This is a genomic window from Allobosea sp. 01N443 (assembly GCF_056399325.1).
In genome coordinates this window covers 18,967-34,999 of the sequence record NZ_JBFTRC010000011.1, presented here as the reverse complement: position 1 = coordinate 34,999, position 16,033 = coordinate 18,967, and the positions used below count along the sequence as shown (strand labels likewise).

Here is a 16,033-nt window from a genome sequence, read left to right as displayed (position 1 = left end):
GAACATGACCATCCGCCGATTCGGTGAGCACACGCAGCGCGACTAAACTTCGCTCCCTGTTCCTTGATGTCACCGCATATGAAGGACTGCCCGGCGCGACCGATGACGTTGACCGCTACACCGGGCGCAGGGGTTTGATCGTCGTGCCCATGCAGCTGGCGAGCTCGTTGATATGCTCCTTCATCCACTGCTCGGTCATCAGCTCCAGCGGTACGCTGAAGGACACTGCCATGTTGGCTTCATGCGGATAGCGCCCGGCGAAGGGTAGGCCCAGCCCGCCCTGGCCCAAGAAATAATACCCCATATTGATGGCATAGCCGCGCTGCCGAGCCGCGGTCACCTGCGAGCGAACGACGGACGCATCCACCGGACGCTCCGAAGGATGCTTGATGTAGCGCTCCTCGTTCCAGGCGATGATCTGGTCGGAAGCCGCATCGTCCAGCAGCGCAAGCACCGCCAAGCTACCCGCACCCACACCCATGGGTACGCGCGCGCCGACCCCCATCGAAAACTGGTGCCGCTCGAAGCGGCTGATCATCTCGGCACAGACTGCATCCACGCCGGATTGCATCATCAGATAGACGGTGAAACCGGTGCGGCGCACAAATTCGGTCATCCCGGGCCGCATATTGTCGATCTGCGGCTCCAGCCGCGTCTGCCGGCGCGCCAGTGTCTCGACCGCTGGTCCGGAGCGGTAATGACCATAGCGGCTCCCGGGTTCAGCAAAGCCTTTTCGCAGGAGCGCGGTGAGCGTGCGATGCGTCGCCGATTTCGCGCTGCCTGCGTGCTCGGAGATTTCGGCAAGGCTCAGGCCTTCAGGCCCTGCTTGGGCGAGAATGAGGATGATGTCGAGCGCTCGCTCGGCATTGAGGGACGACTCGGATTGCTTCATAGCCAAAATGTAATTCCTAATATCGGAATTTCAATAAGTTCTTTGTGCCAAATAACGGAATACATTGACAGCGATTGAGGCGGTGGCCTAGCTTTCCGTTGGCTGGGCTCGGCGCCGCGCGAACCTGGAGAGTTCTACGCGCCGGCTCAACCGCTTCAGGGCCTTGCAGCAGGCCGTCCGGGGGGCTGGATGCTTTCATTTGCGCTAAAGCGCCTTGGCTTTGCCTTCGTAACGGTCTTCAACGTTCTGACCGTCGTCTTCCTGATCGTGCGCGTGCTTCCCGGAGATCCCGTCATGGTGATCCTCGGCGATCAGGCGAGCCCCGCCAGCGCGCAGGCGCTGCGCGAGAAGCTCGGCCTCGACAAGCCGCTTCTCGCGCAATACGGCGATTTTCTCCTTCAGGCGGCGCAGGGCAATCTCGGCAATTCGATGTCCTCCGGCCGGCCGGTCATGGAGGAAATCCTGGCCGTGCTGCCCTATACGATCGAGCTCACCATCGCCTCGCTCATGCTGGGCTGCCTGCTCGGCGTGCCCGCGGGTGTCTGGGCCGCCGTCCGACGCGGCCGGCTGCCCGACTACGCCTTGCGCCTCCTGTCGCTGCTGGGCCTGTCGATCCCGGCATTCGTGGGGGCAATTGTTCTCCTGATTGTCTTTGCCATCCAGCTAGGCTGGTTCCCCGTCATCAGCTCGGGCGGCGGCGATACCATAGGTGCACGCATCTGGCAGATGACGCTGCCGACCGTCGTGCTGGCGCTGATCATGATGGCGTACATCACGCGCGTAACCCGCTCGGCCATGCTCGAGGTACTGAACCAGGACTTCATCCGCACCGCCCGCGCCAAGGGCGCCAAGTCCGCCGCCGTGGTGTGGAGCCATGCGCTGGGCAACTGCATGATCCCGATCACCACCGTGGTGGGTCTATATCTCGGCGTGCTGATCGGCCACTCGGCGCTGACCGAGATCGTGTTCTCGCGGCCCGGGCTCGGCAAGCTGATCCTCACCGCGCTCTCCCAGCGTGACTACACGCTGCTGCAGGGCCTCATCGTCATCTACACGATGATCGTCGTGATCGTGAATCTGATCACTGACCTGACCTATGGCTTCTTCGATCCGAGGGTGCAGTACAAATGAGCAATCCTGCATCGGGGTCGACCACCGAAAGGCCGCGCTCGAGCGAAGTGCGTGCCTTCCTGTCGCGCCTGAGCTTCTCCACTTGGGTCGGCGTCGCAATCCTCGCGGCCCTCGTCCTCGCCTCCATTTTCGCGCCGTATCTCACCGGGCACTCGCCGGCCCGCCAGAGCATGATGGCTCAATTCGCCGAACCAGGCGGCCGCTATCCGCTCGGTGCCGATCAGCTTGGTCGCGATATCTGGTCCCGTCTGGTCTATGGCGCGCGCTACTCGCTCTATATCGCTGTGTTCTCAATCCTGACCGCGCTCGTGGTCGGCTCGCTGATCGGCATGATCGCGGGCTTTCGCGGCGGCAAGATTGATATCGTGCTGATGCAGGCCATGGATGTCATCATCGCCTTCCCGTCGCTGATCCTCGGCTTGGCCTTGGTGGCGTTGATGGGGGCGACGATGACCAACATCATCGTCGCCATTGCCTTCGGTGCGACGCCCTCCTTCGCCCGCATCGCGCGGGGCGCGGTCATCGCCCAGCGCGACCGGGAATATGTGCAGGCCAGCCGCGCCATGGGCTTTTCGGGCCCGCGCATCCTCCTGCGGCACATCCTGCCTGCGATCGTCCCCGAGATCATGGTCATGGCCTCGATGTGGATGGCGACGGCGGTGCGCACCGAGGCCTCTCTCGCCTTCGTCGGCCTCGGCCTGYCGCCTCCGACGCCAACCTGGGGTGGCATGGTACGCGACGGGCTCGACTCGATCCTGATCTCTTACCACCTCGCCCTCTTCCCAAGCCTCGCCATCCTCGTGCTGGTGCTCGCCTTTAACCTGATCGGCGACGGGCTGCGCGATGCCATCGATCCCCGCCTGAAGGATGCATCGTGATGCAGGGCGAACCTGTCCTCTCGGTCCGCGGCCTCAACGTCGCTTTCGGTAGCGCGGCGGTCGTCAAGGACCTGAGCTTCGAGATCGCACCGGGCAGCACTCTGGCCGTGGTTGGTGAATCGGGCTCCGGCAAGAGCGTGACCTCGCTCGCCATCATGGGCCTGCTGCCGGAACGCACGGGTCGCGCGAGCGGCTCGATCAAGCTCGCCGGCCGCGAACTGCTCACCCTCAGCGAGGCTGAAAAGCAGAAGATCCGCGGTGGGCAGGTCGGCATGATCTTCCAAGAGCCGATGACATCGCTCAACCCGGTGCAGCGCATAGGCGACCAAATCGGCGAGGCCATCCGCATTCATCGCGGCCTCAAGGGGGCGGCGCTGCGCGAGGCCGTGATGGACATGCTGCGCAAGGTCAGGATCCCGGATCCCGAGCGCCGCATCGACAACTATCCTCACACCTTCTCCGGCGGCATGCGTCAGCGCGTGATGATCGCCATGGCGCTGGCGACCAATCCCGGTCTCATCATCGCCGACGAGCCGACGACGGCGCTCGACGTGACGGTGCAGGCGCAGACGCTCGACCTGCTCAAGGACCTGCAGCGCGAGACGGGCACCTCAGTGCTCTTCATCACGCATGACATGGGCGTTGTGGCAGAAATGGCCGACCATGTGCTGGTCATGCGCCATGGCCGCTGCATAGAGTACGGCACGGTCGAGGAAGTCTTCTCGAATCCGAAGGACGCCTATACCCGCCGGCTCATCGAGGCCGCGCCGAGCCTCGTCGGCAAACTGTCCGCAAGCACCAGCGCACCAGCCCCCGTCGCAAGCCTACCGGCGGCTGCCACCGGGTTGGACCAGGTCATCGAGGTCAAGAACCTTTCTGTGCGTTTTCCCTCCCGTTCCGGGCTGTTCATGCGCCGAAAGGGAGAGGTCCGTGCGGTCGAGAATGTCTCCTTCTCGATTGGCAAGGGCGAGACGTTGGGCCTCGTCGGCGAATCCGGCTCGGGCAAGTCAACGATCGGCAAGGCGATCATCGATCTCGCGCCGCGCCATTCCGGTGAGATCACGGTCGCAGGCACCCGGATCGACTACAGCGACTCTCGCAGCCTCGGCGTGCTCAGGCGCAATGTGCAAATGATCTTCCAGGACCCGTTTGGCTCGCTGGACAGCCGCCAGACCATCGGCTCGGCGATCATCGAGCCGATGAAGGTGCATGGCATCGCCACGGGCAAGGCAGCCCTGTCGCGGATGGAGTGGCTGCTGGAGCGTGTCGGGCTCGATCCGCATCGCGCCAACCGCCTGCCTCACGAATTCTCGGGCGGCCAGCGCCAGCGCATCTGCATCGCCCGCGCTTTGGCGATGTCGCCGAAGCTCATCATCGCAGACGAGGCCGTGTCGGCGCTCGACGTGGCGATTAAGGCGCAAATCATCGACCTGATGATCGACCTGCAGGAAGAGTTCGGGCTGTCCTATCTCTTCATCAGCCATGACATGGCGGCGATCGAGCGGATCTGCAGCCGCGTCGCCGTGCTCTATTATGGCGAGGTCGTCGAGATCGGCGGCCGCGACGATGTCATCGGCCGTCCGGCGCATGACTATACGCAACGCCTGCTCGCGGCGATCCCGATCACCCATCCCGACCAGCGCGTCCAGCGCCCGCCGCAGGCGCTCAGCGACGGTCCGGCGCGCAGCCCGATCAAGCCCCTCGACTACCAGCCCCCGCCGGAGCGCTGGGGCATGATGGCCGCAGGCCATTTCGTCCGTCTCGCCGTATAACCGCTCAGGCCGTCCAAGAATGTACGCTACCGAGGAACTCGGCGCCTTCGTTGCCCATCACATCGAAGGCAACTTGCCGGATCGCACCCGCGAGATGATGACACTGCTCGTCATCGATCTCCTTGCCGCCAGCGCAGCCGGCTTCGATGGAGCGCTGGCGACCGCGGCGCGCTCGGCAGCAAAGGGCATCTTCGGAGCGGGGCCTGCCGGCGTTTGGCTGACTGATGACAAGCTCAGCATAGCCGGCGCTGCCATGGCGAACGCCGCAGCTGCCAGCGCACTCGACATTGATGACGGCCATCGCGGCGCGGCCGGCCATCCCGGGGCGGGTATCATCCCCGCAGCCTTCGCCGTCGGCCAGGCGCTGGGTTCGTCGGGTACGGCCATCCTCGATGCGATCGCTCTCGGCTATGATGCCGCGCTGCGCGTCGCGACGGCGCGGCCGGTACCGACAATCATCACATATGCCAGCGGACGCTGGCTCAGCTTCGGGGTTGCGGCAGCTGCCGGCCGCCTGCTGGGACTAAGCGGCCATGAGATCGCTCATGCCATGGCGATCGCTTCCGTGGAGGGGCCGCTCGGCCTGGTCTTTGGTGGTAGCAAATATCAGGGCAGCACGGTCAAGGAGTCGATTCCGGCCGCTGTGGTGTCCGGCCTCACGGGAGCCTTCCGCGCGCGCGCCGGCGCAACCGGTCCGATCGATCTGCTCGACAATGGAGACTTTTACACCCGCTCCATTCTGACGGACCGGCTCGGCGCGCATTGGTGGCTCGAGGATTGCTATCTCAAGCCCTATGCCTGCTGCCGCTACATGCATGCGGCGGTGGATGCCATCCTGGCCATGCGCGAACCCGGCAAGCCGATCAAGAGCCTGCGCATCGAGACCTTTGCGCGCGGCCTGCGCCTGTCGAACTCGCGTGCGCCGACCACGCTCGAGGGCGGGCAGTACAGCTACTATTTCAGCTGTGCGCTCGCGGCTGTCCATGGCGCGGCGGCCCTACAGCCTGTCGATCCCGCAAGCCTGCGCGATCCCGCCGTTCTGGAACTCGCTGGCCGCATCGAACTGGCCTCGCATGAGGATTTCGACAGCCTGTTTCCCCGTTCGACACCCTGCCGCGTCAGCTTGGACCAAGGCAACGGGCCGCGCGTCATGACGGTGTCCGCTCCGCTCGGCGACGTCGCCAACCCGATAAGCCACCCACAGGTCACGGAGAAATTCCGCCGGATCAGTGCATCCGCGCTGCTGCCGGACGCGCAGGACCGAATCCTGGCCGCGGCGACCGGCCTGCACAGTACTGGCTTCGCCGCACTGTTCGATGCGCTCGTAGCGCCGTCTCCGAGTAAACCCACAGACACGAACTGATAACCATAAGGGAGGACGGATAAATGCTCGGGAAGATAGGATTGGCCACCAGCGCGCTAGCGCTGGTCGTCGCTGCACCACTGCCAGCTTTTGCGGCAAAAACCGAACTGATCTTTGGCGCTACCGCCGAGAACGTCGGCAACCTCGACCCGCATTACGCGACCTCGACCTCCGACCGCTCGCTGGTAGCCTGGGTGTTCGGCGGTCTCGTGCGCTTCGCCCCGGGCTCGACCAGCCCCACCAGCATCGAGGGCGATCTGGCGGAAAGCTGGGAGGCCAGCGACGACCGCCTCGTCTGGACCTTCAAGCTGCGCAAGGGCGCGCAGTGGCAGGGCAATTACGGCGAAGTGACCGCCGAGGACGTCGTGTTCAGCCTTGAGAAGGCGCGCGACCCCAAGCGCTCGGCATTCGCCGGCGACTTCAAGGCCTTCAAGTCGATCGAGGCCGTCGATCCCTACACCGTGCGCATTTCTCTGTCGGAGCGTATCCCCAGCCTGCTCGGTGCTGTGACCAGCTATTCAGGTGGCTTCATCATCTCGCAGAAGGCCTATGAGGAGCGCGGTGATAACTTCCGCCGCAGCCCGATCGGCTTCGGCCCGTTCCGGGTGGAGTCGATCACCCCCGGCCAGAACGCGACCTTCCTGGCGCATGAGGCTTATTTCCGCGGCAAGCCGAAGCTCACCAAGGTCGTCTACCGCTTCCTCAGCAATGCGGCGGCGCGCGATCTCGCCTTCGCGGCCAAGGAGATCGACACCGGCGGCGGCCACACTGATCAGCGCTGGCTCGACCGGGCGCTCAAGACGCCGGGTATCGCGGTCGACGTGTTCGATCCGGCAGAGCTCACCATGCTCCATGTCAATGTCACCAAGCCGCCCTTCGACAATCCGAAGGTGCGCCAGGCGCTGGCCCATGCGGTCGACGCCGCCAAGGTCGTGCAGTTCCGCGGCCCGACCGTGACCCGTCCGGGCAAGTCGGCTGTCCCGAGCGCAGACCTCGGCTTCACCACGGATAACGGCCTCTACGCCACCGAGCCCGCGAAGGCCAAGAAGCTGCTCGCCGAGGCCGGCTATCCTAATGGGCTCGACGTCACGATGCTGGCGAGTCAGCTCCCGAACCTCGAGCGCTCGGCGCAGATCATTCAGGAGCAGCTCGGCGAAGGCGGCTTCAACCTGAAGCTCCAGCCCGTCGAGCACGCGACCTGGCACCAGATGATCCGCAAGGATCTCAGCCCGCTCGTGCTCTACGGCGCGGCGCGCTTCCCTGTGGCCGACAACTACCTGACGCAGTTCTTCCATTCGTCGAGCATCATCGGCAAGCCGACGGCGATTGTGAATTTCAGTCACTGCGAGGTTGCCGACAAGCAGATCGAGCAGGCCCGCAGCGAGCCCGACCAGAAGAAGCAGATCGCGCTTTGGGAGGAGGCTCAAAAGCTGATCATCACGAACGTCTGCGCCGTCCCGGTTATCGAGACCGGCAGCGTGATGGTGCGGACCGAGAAGCTGAAATGGGGTTACGACTTCAAGGGTTCGATGTCGCTCGGGCCGCTGATCACCGAGCAGACCCACTTCGTCGACTGAGTGTCACAAGGCTGCGCCGGAACACGGCGCAGCCCCTTCTCCCCAAGCGGTAACACCATGCCTCGACCGACCTTTCCGGACTACTCGAACCTGTGCGGCTGGAATGCGATGCTGCCGCCGCGCCAGGCCAATGCGCCGCTCAATGGCGATCTCGCCGTCGACTATGTCGTGGTTGGCGCTGGCTATACCGGGCTTGCAGCGGCGCGGCGTCTCCATGAGCTCGATTCACAGGCCCGGATCGCGGTGCTGGAGGCAACCACTGTCGGCGAAGGGTCTTCGGCCCGCAACTCCGGCTTCACCAATTCCCGGGTCATGCCAGGGGCAATCTCGCCCGAGCGTTCCGAGCGGGCGCGCAAGCTGAGCGCGATCTACACCGACGCCTTCGATTGGCTGACTGGAATCGTCAAGTCGCAAGGCGACGATTGCGACCTGCAGCAGGTCGGCGCGATCCGCGCGGCTGCAACAGAGGCCGGCGAGGCCGCGCTGCGCAAAAGCGTCGAAATCGCGAAGGCCAACGACTTTCCCCATACCGTGCTCGACCGCAAGGCGATCCGCGACTGCATCGGCGCCGATTATTATAGATTTGGCTTCCTGATGCACGACACTTGGCTGATGCAGCCGGCCAAGCTCATCCGCGCGCTCGCCCAAGCGCTGCCGGAGACCGTCAGGCTCTATGAGAAGAGCCCGGTCCGCGAGATGCGCCGCGACGGAAACGACTGGCGCCTCATCACCGATGGCGGCACGGTGCGCAGCCCCGTCGTTGTCCTCGCCACGAATGGCTACATCCCGAAATTCGGTTATCTCGGCACGCGCATGGCGTCGATCTTCACCTATGCCGCCGTCACCGAGCCGGTGAAGGACGCCGATCTAAGCCATCTCGGCGAATCGGACGCCTGGGGGCTTCTACCCGCCCACCGGCTCGGAACGACGCTGCGGCGCATTGGCCGCGATCGGCTGATGGTCCGATCGCTCTACGCTCACAAGGCCGAGATTGCGCAACTCTTGGCTGAAAAACAGCTGCGTGACCGCTTCACCCGGCGCTGGCCGGGCCTGAGCCATGTCGCCTTCCAGTATATCTGGGGCGGCACCACGGCCTTCACCATGAATGGCTCACCGGCCTGGGGCCAGGTCGACCAGGGAGTCTACGCTTCCGGCGGCTGCAACGGTGCGGGTATCACCAAGGGCACTGTGCTCGGCCGCCACCTCGCCGAAGCGATCCGCGGCGTTTCCAAGCCGGCTGAGCTGGCTGAGCTGATGGGCGAAGCAAGCTTCATTGCCCCGGAACCTTTCCGCTCGGTGGGCTTCCACGTCATCTCGACGATCGAGCGACGCAAGGCGGGCTTGGAAAGCTGAGAGCTTCTTAACCGGTGTTCTCGTCCTCCGGACGTTTCCCAAGCCGGGAGAACCGTCATTCCGGGGGCAAGTCGTCGGCGATATCCCGCGCGGAATACAGCATCAAGAATAGGCGCAGTTCAGGTACCCGTTTCCAATAGGAGAATTCGCATGGAAATTCAGCGCAAGTTCGTCGAGAAGCGCTACAGCAAGATTTCGATCTATAACGGCGTCGCCTATTTTGCGACGACCCCTGACCGCCCATTCGACACATCCGACGACGTCGCCCTCCAGAGCCGCCAGATCCTCGCGCGCGTTGAGGAACGCCTCGCCGAGGTCGGATCGACCAAGGCGGACCTGCTGTTCGTGACCATCATCCTGTCGAACAAGCACTATCTCGCCACATTTAACCAGATTTGGGACGAGTGGGTGAACGAAATTACTCCACCATCGCGCGCCTGCTTCTTCGCTGAACTGACCAATCCGGACATGAAGGTCGAATTCATCATACAGGCCCGGGCCGGAGTTCTTACGACAGGCTGATCCTCGGCCTCTACGGGCCAGGCCGCGGTCGACGAAAATGGCGGCCGTGACATGCAACTGCGCGTGGGCCTGCGCAACCTGACCAACAAGCAGCAGCCGGTCGCATCCGGCTGCTGCTCGGCCAGCATCTGCACACCAACACCCGGGTAACCCACGCAAGGAGTTTTCAATGACGAAGTACGCGAAGGTACTCCTCTTGTCCGCGACCGCTGTCTTCGGTGCGCAGTCCTGGCATGTGCAAGGCGCGCCCGATCCGAAGGTCGTCGCAATCGTCGGTGCGACCATGTTCGATGGCACTGGCGCGGCTCCGCACATCGCCGACGTCATCATCGAGGACGGCCGGATCGTCGCGGTCGGCAATGATCTGGCCGTGCCCAAGGGCGCACAGGTCATCAAGGCGCGGGGCAAGGCGCTGCTTCCCGGCTTCTTCGACCTCCACACGCACTGGGCGACCAGCCGCGGCTTCCCGACCACTACACCGCAGATCGCGACTGCCTATGTTCAAAGCGGCGTAACGACAGTGAATGATTACAATCAACAGCCTGAATCCTTCGCGCCGCGTCGCGAATGGCTCAGCCAGCTTGTCGCGCCGCACGTCAATTTCGCTGCTCGCCTCAGCACGCCGGGCGGCCATGGCGCCGACTGGGCGGATGAGGCCACGACGATCACCGTCAACACGCCGAACGCCGCGCGGTATTCGGTCGATCAGGTCTTGAAGTACAAGCCCGACCTCATAAAGGTATTCGCCGATGGCTGGCGCTATGGCACGGCGCCCGACAACACCAGCATGGACGAAGGGACACTGCGCGCGCTGGCCGAGGAAGCGCACAAACATAATCTGAAGGTCGTGACCCACACGGTCACGGTCGACAAGGGTGAGGTCGAATCGCGCGCCGGGGTGGATTCGCTCGCCCACGCCATACAGGACCGCAAGGTCTCGGCCGATACGATAGCATTGTTCCAGAAGAACGGCACTGGCATGGTGCCAACCATGGCCGTCTATTCTCCCTACAAGCCTGGCAACACCATGACGCCCGAACGTTTGGCTCGATCGAAGGCCAAGTTTGACGTCCTGATGTACAATGTGAAGGTCATGCATGACGCCGGCGTGCAGATCGGTGTCGGCACCGACGCGGGTGAGACCGGGACGCCGCATGGATCCTCCACGCTGCTGGAAATGCAGTTGCTGGTGAAAGCAGGCCTGACGCCGGCGCAGGCGCTGGTAGCAGGCACGAAGACGAGCGCGCAGATGATGGGCCTCGACAAGGATCGCGGCACGATCGAGGTCGGCAAGCGCGCCGACCTGGTACTGATCGACGGCAAGCCTTGGATCACTATCGACGATGTGACCAGAACAGACAGCGTGCTGATCGACGGCAAGCTGGTCTTTGGTCCGGACGCGCACACACTGCCTGCCACCAACATCGCCAACCGCCTGCCTTCGGTGAAGGTGGCGGCGCTGGTCGACGACTTCGAACGCAAGGACGGCCGTTCCTCGCTCGACACGCTGCGCCTGGATGCGCCCGACGGCGGCGTGGACCGTACGCTGATGGTGACGCAGATCGAGCCGCGCCAGGGTGGCGGGCAGGCGCTGCTCATCACCGGCCGTATGGCGACGAAGGATAACGCCTATGCCGGTGTCGCCATCCCGCTGACGCGTGGGTCTGTCGTGCCAGTTGATGTGCGTGGCTACACGGGCGTGCGCTTCGACGTGCGCGGCGCGGGCACTTATGTATTCACGCTCAACGGCCTGGACGGTAGATGGCGGGTACCGTTCGAGACCGCCACCGACTGGACGAGCGTAAGCATCGACTTCGCAAAGCTCGCCCCGCTACCGACCTCAGGCAAAGCTGGCAATGCCTGGACCGGCGACGGCATCACCCAGATCGAGTTTGGTGGATCGCGCCCGCCGAAKAGCAAATTCTGGCTCTCGATCGACAACGTCACCTTCTATTGAAGGCCAGTGGGCGGCCGGGCGAAGAGCCGGGCCGCCGGGGCCCCTGCCATCGCCTTATCACCTCGAAGCACATCGGCATCCCTCCGGCGGCGCGGGGCCGTCATGTGCGCCGTCTATCGAAGGCGTTATGACTTGAGACCCTAATCCTTTTCCAGATTTGGGGCTCAGGTCACGGGTCATAAGGTCGAGGCGGAGAAAAGGGCCCTGCCCATCCATCGCCGCCACCTGGAGGCTCAACGACGTCAATCCCGTCGCCTATATCGCCGAAACTCTGGACGGACTCATAAACGGCCACCCACAAAGCCCTATCGATGAGCTCGTGCCATGGCGCTTCTGAAAACCTCAAGCCCAAATCTGTGGAGCTGCCGCGGAGTGCTTATGGCGAGGCTGCACTAACGAGGCATGGAGCGACGGCGATCCAGAAAAATGGGGCGATGCCGACCAAAAATTAAATCGATATTTCAATAACATAGATGTTCGCAGTTTTATCCGGAACGGCGCGCCAAAACTCAACCATTCCGGTACAGAACCGCGAACACTCGGGTCCGCCGAACGATGGGACGCGCGCGAGGGGAGCGCTGTCCATAGTACGGTTCTGCAGCTTTCTCTCGTCAGGGCCAGCGCCAGGACCTTGTGACGTCAATCGCGATGGCAAGTGTCCCAAGCTAAGCGCCGTCAGGCAGAGACATCGTGCCACCGGGGTGATGGCAAGCCACCAACCGTTCATCGACGCTTCGCAATGTCGGTCTCTCGCTCCGGCACCGGTTCGTCGCGGCGGGGCAGCGACGAGCGAACGCGCATCCCTCGAACCGGTCGAACGGCGACGGCAACTCGCCGGCGATCTTTACATGCCGCGAGCGTGCCGCACCGTCGATGGAGGGCGTCGCGGCGAGCAACGCCTGCGAATAAGGGTGCAGCGGGCGTGCGAAGAAGCGCTCCTTCTCGCAATGCTCGACCACCGCGCCGAGATACATGACCATCACGCGATCGGCGATGTGACGGACGACGCCGAGATCATGCGAGATGAACAGATAGGACGGCGCCAACTCCTCCTGCAGATCCATCATCAGGTTCAGGACCTGGGCGCGGACCGAGACGTCGAGCGCGGAGACCGGCTCGTCGGCGACAACGATCTTCGGGTTGAGGATCAGTGCGCGTGCGATCGCGACGCGCTGGCGCTGGCCGCCCGAGAACATGTGCGGATAGCGCGAGGCGTGCTCGGGGCGAAGTCCAACGCGCTCCAGCATGGCGGTGACCGCATCGTGCCGGGCGTCCCAGTCGAGATCGGTATTCACGGCGAGCGGCTCGTCCAGGATGTCGCCGATGCGCTTGCGCGGATTCAGCGAGCCGAACGGGTCCTGGAAGATCAGTTGAACCGAGGCGCGCATGGCTCGCAGTGCGGCCGGCGTCGCCGTCGCGACCTCGACGCCGCCAATCTGCAATTGCCCCGCCGTCGGCCGCTCGATCATCGTGACCAGGCGCGCCAGCGTCGATTTCCCGCAGCCGGATTCGCCGACGACCGCGAGCGTGCGCCCGGCTTCCATCCGGAAGCTCACCCCGTTCACCGCCCGGAGTTCCCCCGGCTTCGACAGGAAACCCGAGGACACGAGATAGCTGCGATGCAGCTCGCGTGCTTCCAGCACGACCTTCGGCGCATCCGTCGTCGTCATCGCGCCTGCCCATCCAGGGGATAGAAGCACCGGACCTGACCGTGGCTCCATTCGGTGAGAGGCGGCGGCCTGTCGCGGCAGCGCTCGCCGGTGATCCCGCAGCGCGGCGAGAAGATGCAGCCCTCGGGCCGGTCCGCCAGACCGGGAACGGTRCCGGGGATGACGTTGAGCCGTCGCTTGCCGAGATTGCGCTCGGGCAGAGCCTCCAGCAGCGCCGCGGTATAAGGATGGCGCGGATTGCCGAAGAGGCTGCGTGTCTTCTGCAATTCGAGCTGCTGGCTGGCATACATCACCATGACGCGGTCGACCGTCTCGGCGACCACGCCCATGTCATGGGTGATCAGCACCATCGCCATCCCCTGCTCGCGCTGGAGCTCCGCGAGCAGGCCGAGGATCTCGGCCTGGATGGTAACGTCGAGCGCGGTGGTCGGCTCGTCGGCGATCAGGAGTCGCGGCCAGCAGGCGATCGCCATCGCGATCATCACCCGCTGGCACATGCCGCCCGACAATTGATGCGGGAACGCCTTGATCCGGCGCTCCGGATCGGGGACGCCGACCTTCTCCAACAGCTCGACCGCCCGGCGCCGCAAGGCCGCGCGATCGCCGCCTTCATGGGTCTTCAAGGCCTCGACCAATTGGAAGCCCACGCTGAAGCAGGGATTGAGCGAGGTCATCGGCTCCTGGAAGACCATGGCGATATCCTTGCCCATGATCCGCTGGCGCCGGGAGGCACGCAGGTTCCTGAGGTCGGTTCCGTCGAAGGACATCCTGTCGGCGCGCACCCTCGTCGGCCAGGGCAGGAGCCCCATCAGCGCGAGCATGGTCACGCTTTTCCCGGAGCCGGATTCGCCGACGATGCCCAGCACCTCGCCCCGGTCGAGATCGAGGTCGAGCCCGTCGACCGCCCGGAAGGCGCCGTCATCCGTGGGGAACTCGACAGTGAGATTGCGGATTTCGAGCAGGGGCATCGTCTCTCTCACCGCTTCAGTTTCGGGTCCAGCGCATCGCGCAGGCCGTCGCCGAGAAGATTGAAGGCGAGCACGGTGATCAGGATGGCGCAGCCGGGCAGCGTCACGACCCAGGGCGCGGCCTGAAGGAAGCTCAGCGCCGAGGCGAGCATGGTACCCCATTCCGGCGTGGGCGGCTGGGCGCCGAGGCCGAGGAAGCCGAGAGCGGCGGCATCAAGGATTGCGGCCGAGAAGCTCAGCGTGGTCTGGACGATCAGCGGCGCCACGCAATTGGGCAGGATCGTATCGGTCATCAGGCGCCAGCGGCTGGCCCCGGCGACCCGCGAGGCGACGACATAGTCCCGCGCCGCTTCGCTGAGCACCGAGGCGCGCATGAGCCGGGCGAAATGCGGCAGGAAGACCACCGCCACGGCGATCATCGCATTGGTGAGGCCGGGACCGAGGATCGCGACGATCACCAGCGCCAGCAGCAGGCTCGGCAGCGCCAGCAGGATGTCCATCGCCCGCATGATCAGGAGATCGGCGGTGCCGCCGAAGAAGCCGGCKACCAGCCCGAGCAGGCCGCCGCAGGTCAGCGAGAAGCTCACCACCAGGAAGCCGATCAGCAGCGACAGGCGCGAGCCGTGGATGAGGCGGGACAGCACGCAGCGCCCGAGATCGTCCGTCCCGAACGGGAAGCGCCATGCCCCGCCCTCCGACCAGACCGGTGGCTGCAGCAGGTGGTCGCGGAACTGCTCCGCTGGCCCGTGCGGCGCCACGATATCGGCGAAAACCGCGGTCAGCAGCAGGAGCACGACAATCGCCAATCCGATCATCGCGCCGGGGTTGCGACGCAGCGAGCGCCAGGTTTCGGCGGTCAGGCTTTCGCGCCGGGCGCGTCGCTGCGGCTTCGTCGTGCTGGTTTCGAGCGAGGCCATGATCAGCGCCCGTGCCGGATGCGCGGGTTGAGCAACCCGTAGGCGACATCGACGATCAGGTTCACCAGCATCACCAGCGAAGAGATGATGAGCACGCCGCCTTGCAGGACCGGGTAGTCGCGCCGCGCGATCGCCTCGACCAGCCATTTCCCGATGCCCGGCCAGGAGAAGATCGTCTCGGTGATGATTGCCCCGCCGAGCAGCACGCCGATCTGCAGGCCGATGACGGTGACGATCGGGATCAGGGCATTGCGCAGCGCATGGAGATTGACGACGCGCAGGGCCGAAAGCCCCTTGGCGCGGGCGGTGCGGATATAGTTCTCGCCGAGGACCTCGAGCATCGCCGAACGGGTCATGCGCGCGATCACCGCCAGTGGCAGGGTCGCCAGCACGATCGTCGGTAACAGCAGATGCGAGACCGCCGAGCGGAAGGCGCCGCGCTCGTCCGAGAGCAGGGCGTCGATGGTCATGAAGCCGGTGACGCTGTCGACGAAATAGGCGAGGTCTATGCGCCCGGAGACCGGGGTCCAGTGCAGATTGACCGAGAAGGTCAGGATCAAAAGCAGGCCCCACCAGAAGATCGGCATGGAATAGCCGGTGAGCGAAGCCATCATCATCAGGTGGTCGTAGAGCGATCCCCGCTTCAGCCCCGCCAGCACGCCGGCGGGGATCCCGATCAGCACGCCGAGCAGCACGGCGCAGAATGTCAGCTCGATCGTCGCCGGAAACAGGCTCAGGAACTCCCGCAGGACCGGCTGCTGCGTCGAGAACGAGACCCCGAGATCACCACGCAGGACCCCGGCGACATAGCCGAGGAACTGTTCGAAGAGCGGCCTGTCCAGCCCCATCTGCCTGAGCAGCGCGGCATGTCGCTCCGGCTCGATGCCGCGCTCGCCGAGGCGCACTTCCACCGGATCCCCCGGCACGAGGCGGATCAGGATGAAGGTCAGGAAGATGATGCCGAAGAAGGTCGGGACGATCAGGCCGATCCGGGCCGCAAGATAACGGAGCATGAGCCTCGCCTGCGTGAAAA

The 16,033-nt window shown here is 64.5% G+C and carries 14 protein-coding genes; 9 read left to right on the top strand and 5 right to left on the bottom strand.

The genetic code is table 11. From position 1 onward, the window contains the following. Positions 1-115: 115 nt before the first annotated feature. A complete protein-coding gene (locus tag AC1DRP_RS05360; protein ID WP_476767987.1) occupies positions 116-892 on the bottom strand; it encodes an IclR family transcriptional regulator in 777 nt (258 codons plus the stop codon). 189 nt (positions 893-1,081) lie between these two features. Between AC1DRP_RS05360 and AC1DRP_RS05355 the strand changes: the two genes are divergently transcribed. The 9 genes from AC1DRP_RS05355 (at position 1,082) to AC1DRP_RS05315 (ending at position 11,782) form a co-directional block, all read left to right on the top strand. Beyond that, positions 1,082-2,023: an ABC transporter permease gene (locus tag AC1DRP_RS05355; RefSeq protein WP_476767986.1), complete on the top strand. Its 942-nt coding sequence runs from the start codon at positions 1,082-1,084 to the stop codon at positions 2,021-2,023. Next, complete coding sequence (locus tag AC1DRP_RS05350; RefSeq protein WP_476767985.1) at positions 2,020-2,901, top strand: ABC transporter permease; 882 nt, start codon at positions 2,020-2,022, stop codon at positions 2,899-2,901. Before AC1DRP_RS05355 ends, AC1DRP_RS05350 begins: the two co-directional genes overlap by 4 nt. Beyond that, positions 2,901-4,673, top strand: a complete 1,773-nt coding sequence (locus AC1DRP_RS05345) for an ABC transporter ATP-binding protein (protein ID WP_476767984.1) — start codon at positions 2,901-2,903, stop codon at positions 4,671-4,673. Before AC1DRP_RS05350 ends, AC1DRP_RS05345 begins: the two co-directional genes overlap by 1 nt. Positions 4,674-4,692: 19 nt before the next feature. Beyond that, entirely contained in the window at positions 4,693-6,036 is a 1,344-nt protein-coding gene (locus AC1DRP_RS05340) for an MmgE/PrpD family protein (RefSeq protein WP_476767983.1), read from the top strand. 23 nt (positions 6,037-6,059) lie between these two features. Then, on the top strand, positions 6,060-7,613 hold the full coding sequence (locus AC1DRP_RS05335) for an ABC transporter substrate-binding protein (RefSeq protein ID WP_476767982.1): 1,554 nt from the start codon (positions 6,060-6,062) through the stop codon (positions 7,611-7,613). A 57-nt stretch (positions 7,614-7,670) separates the two neighbouring features. Further along, complete coding sequence (locus AC1DRP_RS05330; protein WP_476767981.1) at positions 7,671-8,966, top strand: NAD(P)/FAD-dependent oxidoreductase; 1,296 nt, start codon at positions 7,671-7,673, stop codon at positions 8,964-8,966. Positions 8,967-9,116: 150 nt separating this feature from the next. Then, positions 9,117-9,488 carry a RidA family protein gene (locus AC1DRP_RS05325; RefSeq protein ID WP_476767980.1) on the top strand — a complete coding sequence of 124 codons (372 nt, stop codon included), beginning with the start codon at positions 9,117-9,119 and terminating at the stop codon, positions 9,486-9,488. Positions 9,489-9,657: 169 nt separating this feature from the next. Beyond that, complete coding sequence (locus AC1DRP_RS05320) at positions 9,658-11,445, top strand: amidohydrolase family protein (protein ID WP_476767979.1); 1,788 nt, start codon at positions 9,658-9,660, stop codon at positions 11,443-11,445. A 157-nt stretch (positions 11,446-11,602) separates the two neighbouring features. Next, positions 11,603-11,782: a transposase domain-containing protein gene (locus AC1DRP_RS05315; RefSeq protein WP_476767978.1), complete on the top strand. Its 180-nt coding sequence runs from the start codon at positions 11,603-11,605 to the stop codon at positions 11,780-11,782. A gap of 328 nt (positions 11,783-12,110) precedes the next feature. Here AC1DRP_RS05315 and AC1DRP_RS05310 read toward each other — a convergent pair whose 3' ends face one another. From AC1DRP_RS05310 to AC1DRP_RS05295, 4 genes are read right to left on the bottom strand one after another with little or no spacing between them, the layout of a single operon-like run. After that, positions 12,111-13,115 carry a dipeptide ABC transporter ATP-binding protein gene (locus tag AC1DRP_RS05310; RefSeq protein WP_476767977.1) on the bottom strand — a complete coding sequence of 335 codons (1,005 nt, stop codon included), beginning with the start codon at positions 13,113-13,115 and terminating at the stop codon, positions 12,111-12,113. Beyond that, positions 13,112-14,083, bottom strand: a complete 972-nt coding sequence (locus tag AC1DRP_RS05305) for an ABC transporter ATP-binding protein (protein WP_476767976.1) — start codon at positions 14,081-14,083, stop codon at positions 13,112-13,114. The genes AC1DRP_RS05310 and AC1DRP_RS05305 overlap by 4 nt, the downstream gene beginning before the upstream one ends. A gap of 8 nt (positions 14,084-14,091) precedes the next feature. Then, positions 14,092-15,000 carry an ABC transporter permease subunit gene (locus tag AC1DRP_RS05300; protein ID WP_476767975.1) on the bottom strand — a complete coding sequence of 303 codons (909 nt, stop codon included), beginning with the start codon at positions 14,998-15,000 and terminating at the stop codon, positions 14,092-14,094. Between the two features lie 2 nt (positions 15,001-15,002). Then, positions 15,003-16,013, bottom strand: a complete 1,011-nt coding sequence (locus tag AC1DRP_RS05295) for an ABC transporter permease subunit (RefSeq protein ID WP_476767974.1) — start codon at positions 16,011-16,013, stop codon at positions 15,003-15,005. Positions 16,014-16,033: the final 20 nt, after the last annotated feature.

What these genes read in the sequence shown, in the direction of transcription:
- AC1DRP_RS05360 (WP_476767987.1), bottom strand. Translation starts at nt 892, where the DNA reads ATGAAGCAATCCGAGTCGTCCCTCAATGCCGAGCGAGCGCTCGACATC.
- AC1DRP_RS05355 (WP_476767986.1), top strand. Translation starts at nt 1,082, where the DNA reads ATGCTTTCATTTGCGCTAAAGCGCCTTGGCTTTGCCTTCGTAACGGTC.
- AC1DRP_RS05345 (WP_476767984.1), top strand. Translation starts at nt 2,901, where the DNA reads ATGCAGGGCGAACCTGTCCTCTCGGTCCGCGGCCTCAACGTCGCTTTC.
- AC1DRP_RS05340 (WP_476767983.1), top strand. Translation starts at nt 4,693, where the DNA reads ATGTACGCTACCGAGGAACTCGGCGCCTTCGTTGCCCATCACATCGAA.
- AC1DRP_RS05335 (WP_476767982.1), top strand. Translation starts at nt 6,060, where the DNA reads ATGCTCGGGAAGATAGGATTGGCCACCAGCGCGCTAGCGCTGGTCGTC.
- AC1DRP_RS05330 (WP_476767981.1), top strand. Translation starts at nt 7,671, where the DNA reads ATGCCTCGACCGACCTTTCCGGACTACTCGAACCTGTGCGGCTGGAAT.
- AC1DRP_RS05325 (WP_476767980.1), top strand. Translation starts at nt 9,117, where the DNA reads ATGGAAATTCAGCGCAAGTTCGTCGAGAAGCGCTACAGCAAGATTTCG.
- AC1DRP_RS05310 (WP_476767977.1), bottom strand. Translation starts at nt 13,115, where the DNA reads ATGACGACGACGGATGCGCCGAAGGTCGTGCTGGAAGCACGCGAGCTG.
- AC1DRP_RS05295 (WP_476767974.1), bottom strand. Translation starts at nt 16,013, where the DNA reads ATGCTCCGTTATCTTGCGGCCCGGATCGGCCTGATCGTCCCGACCTTC.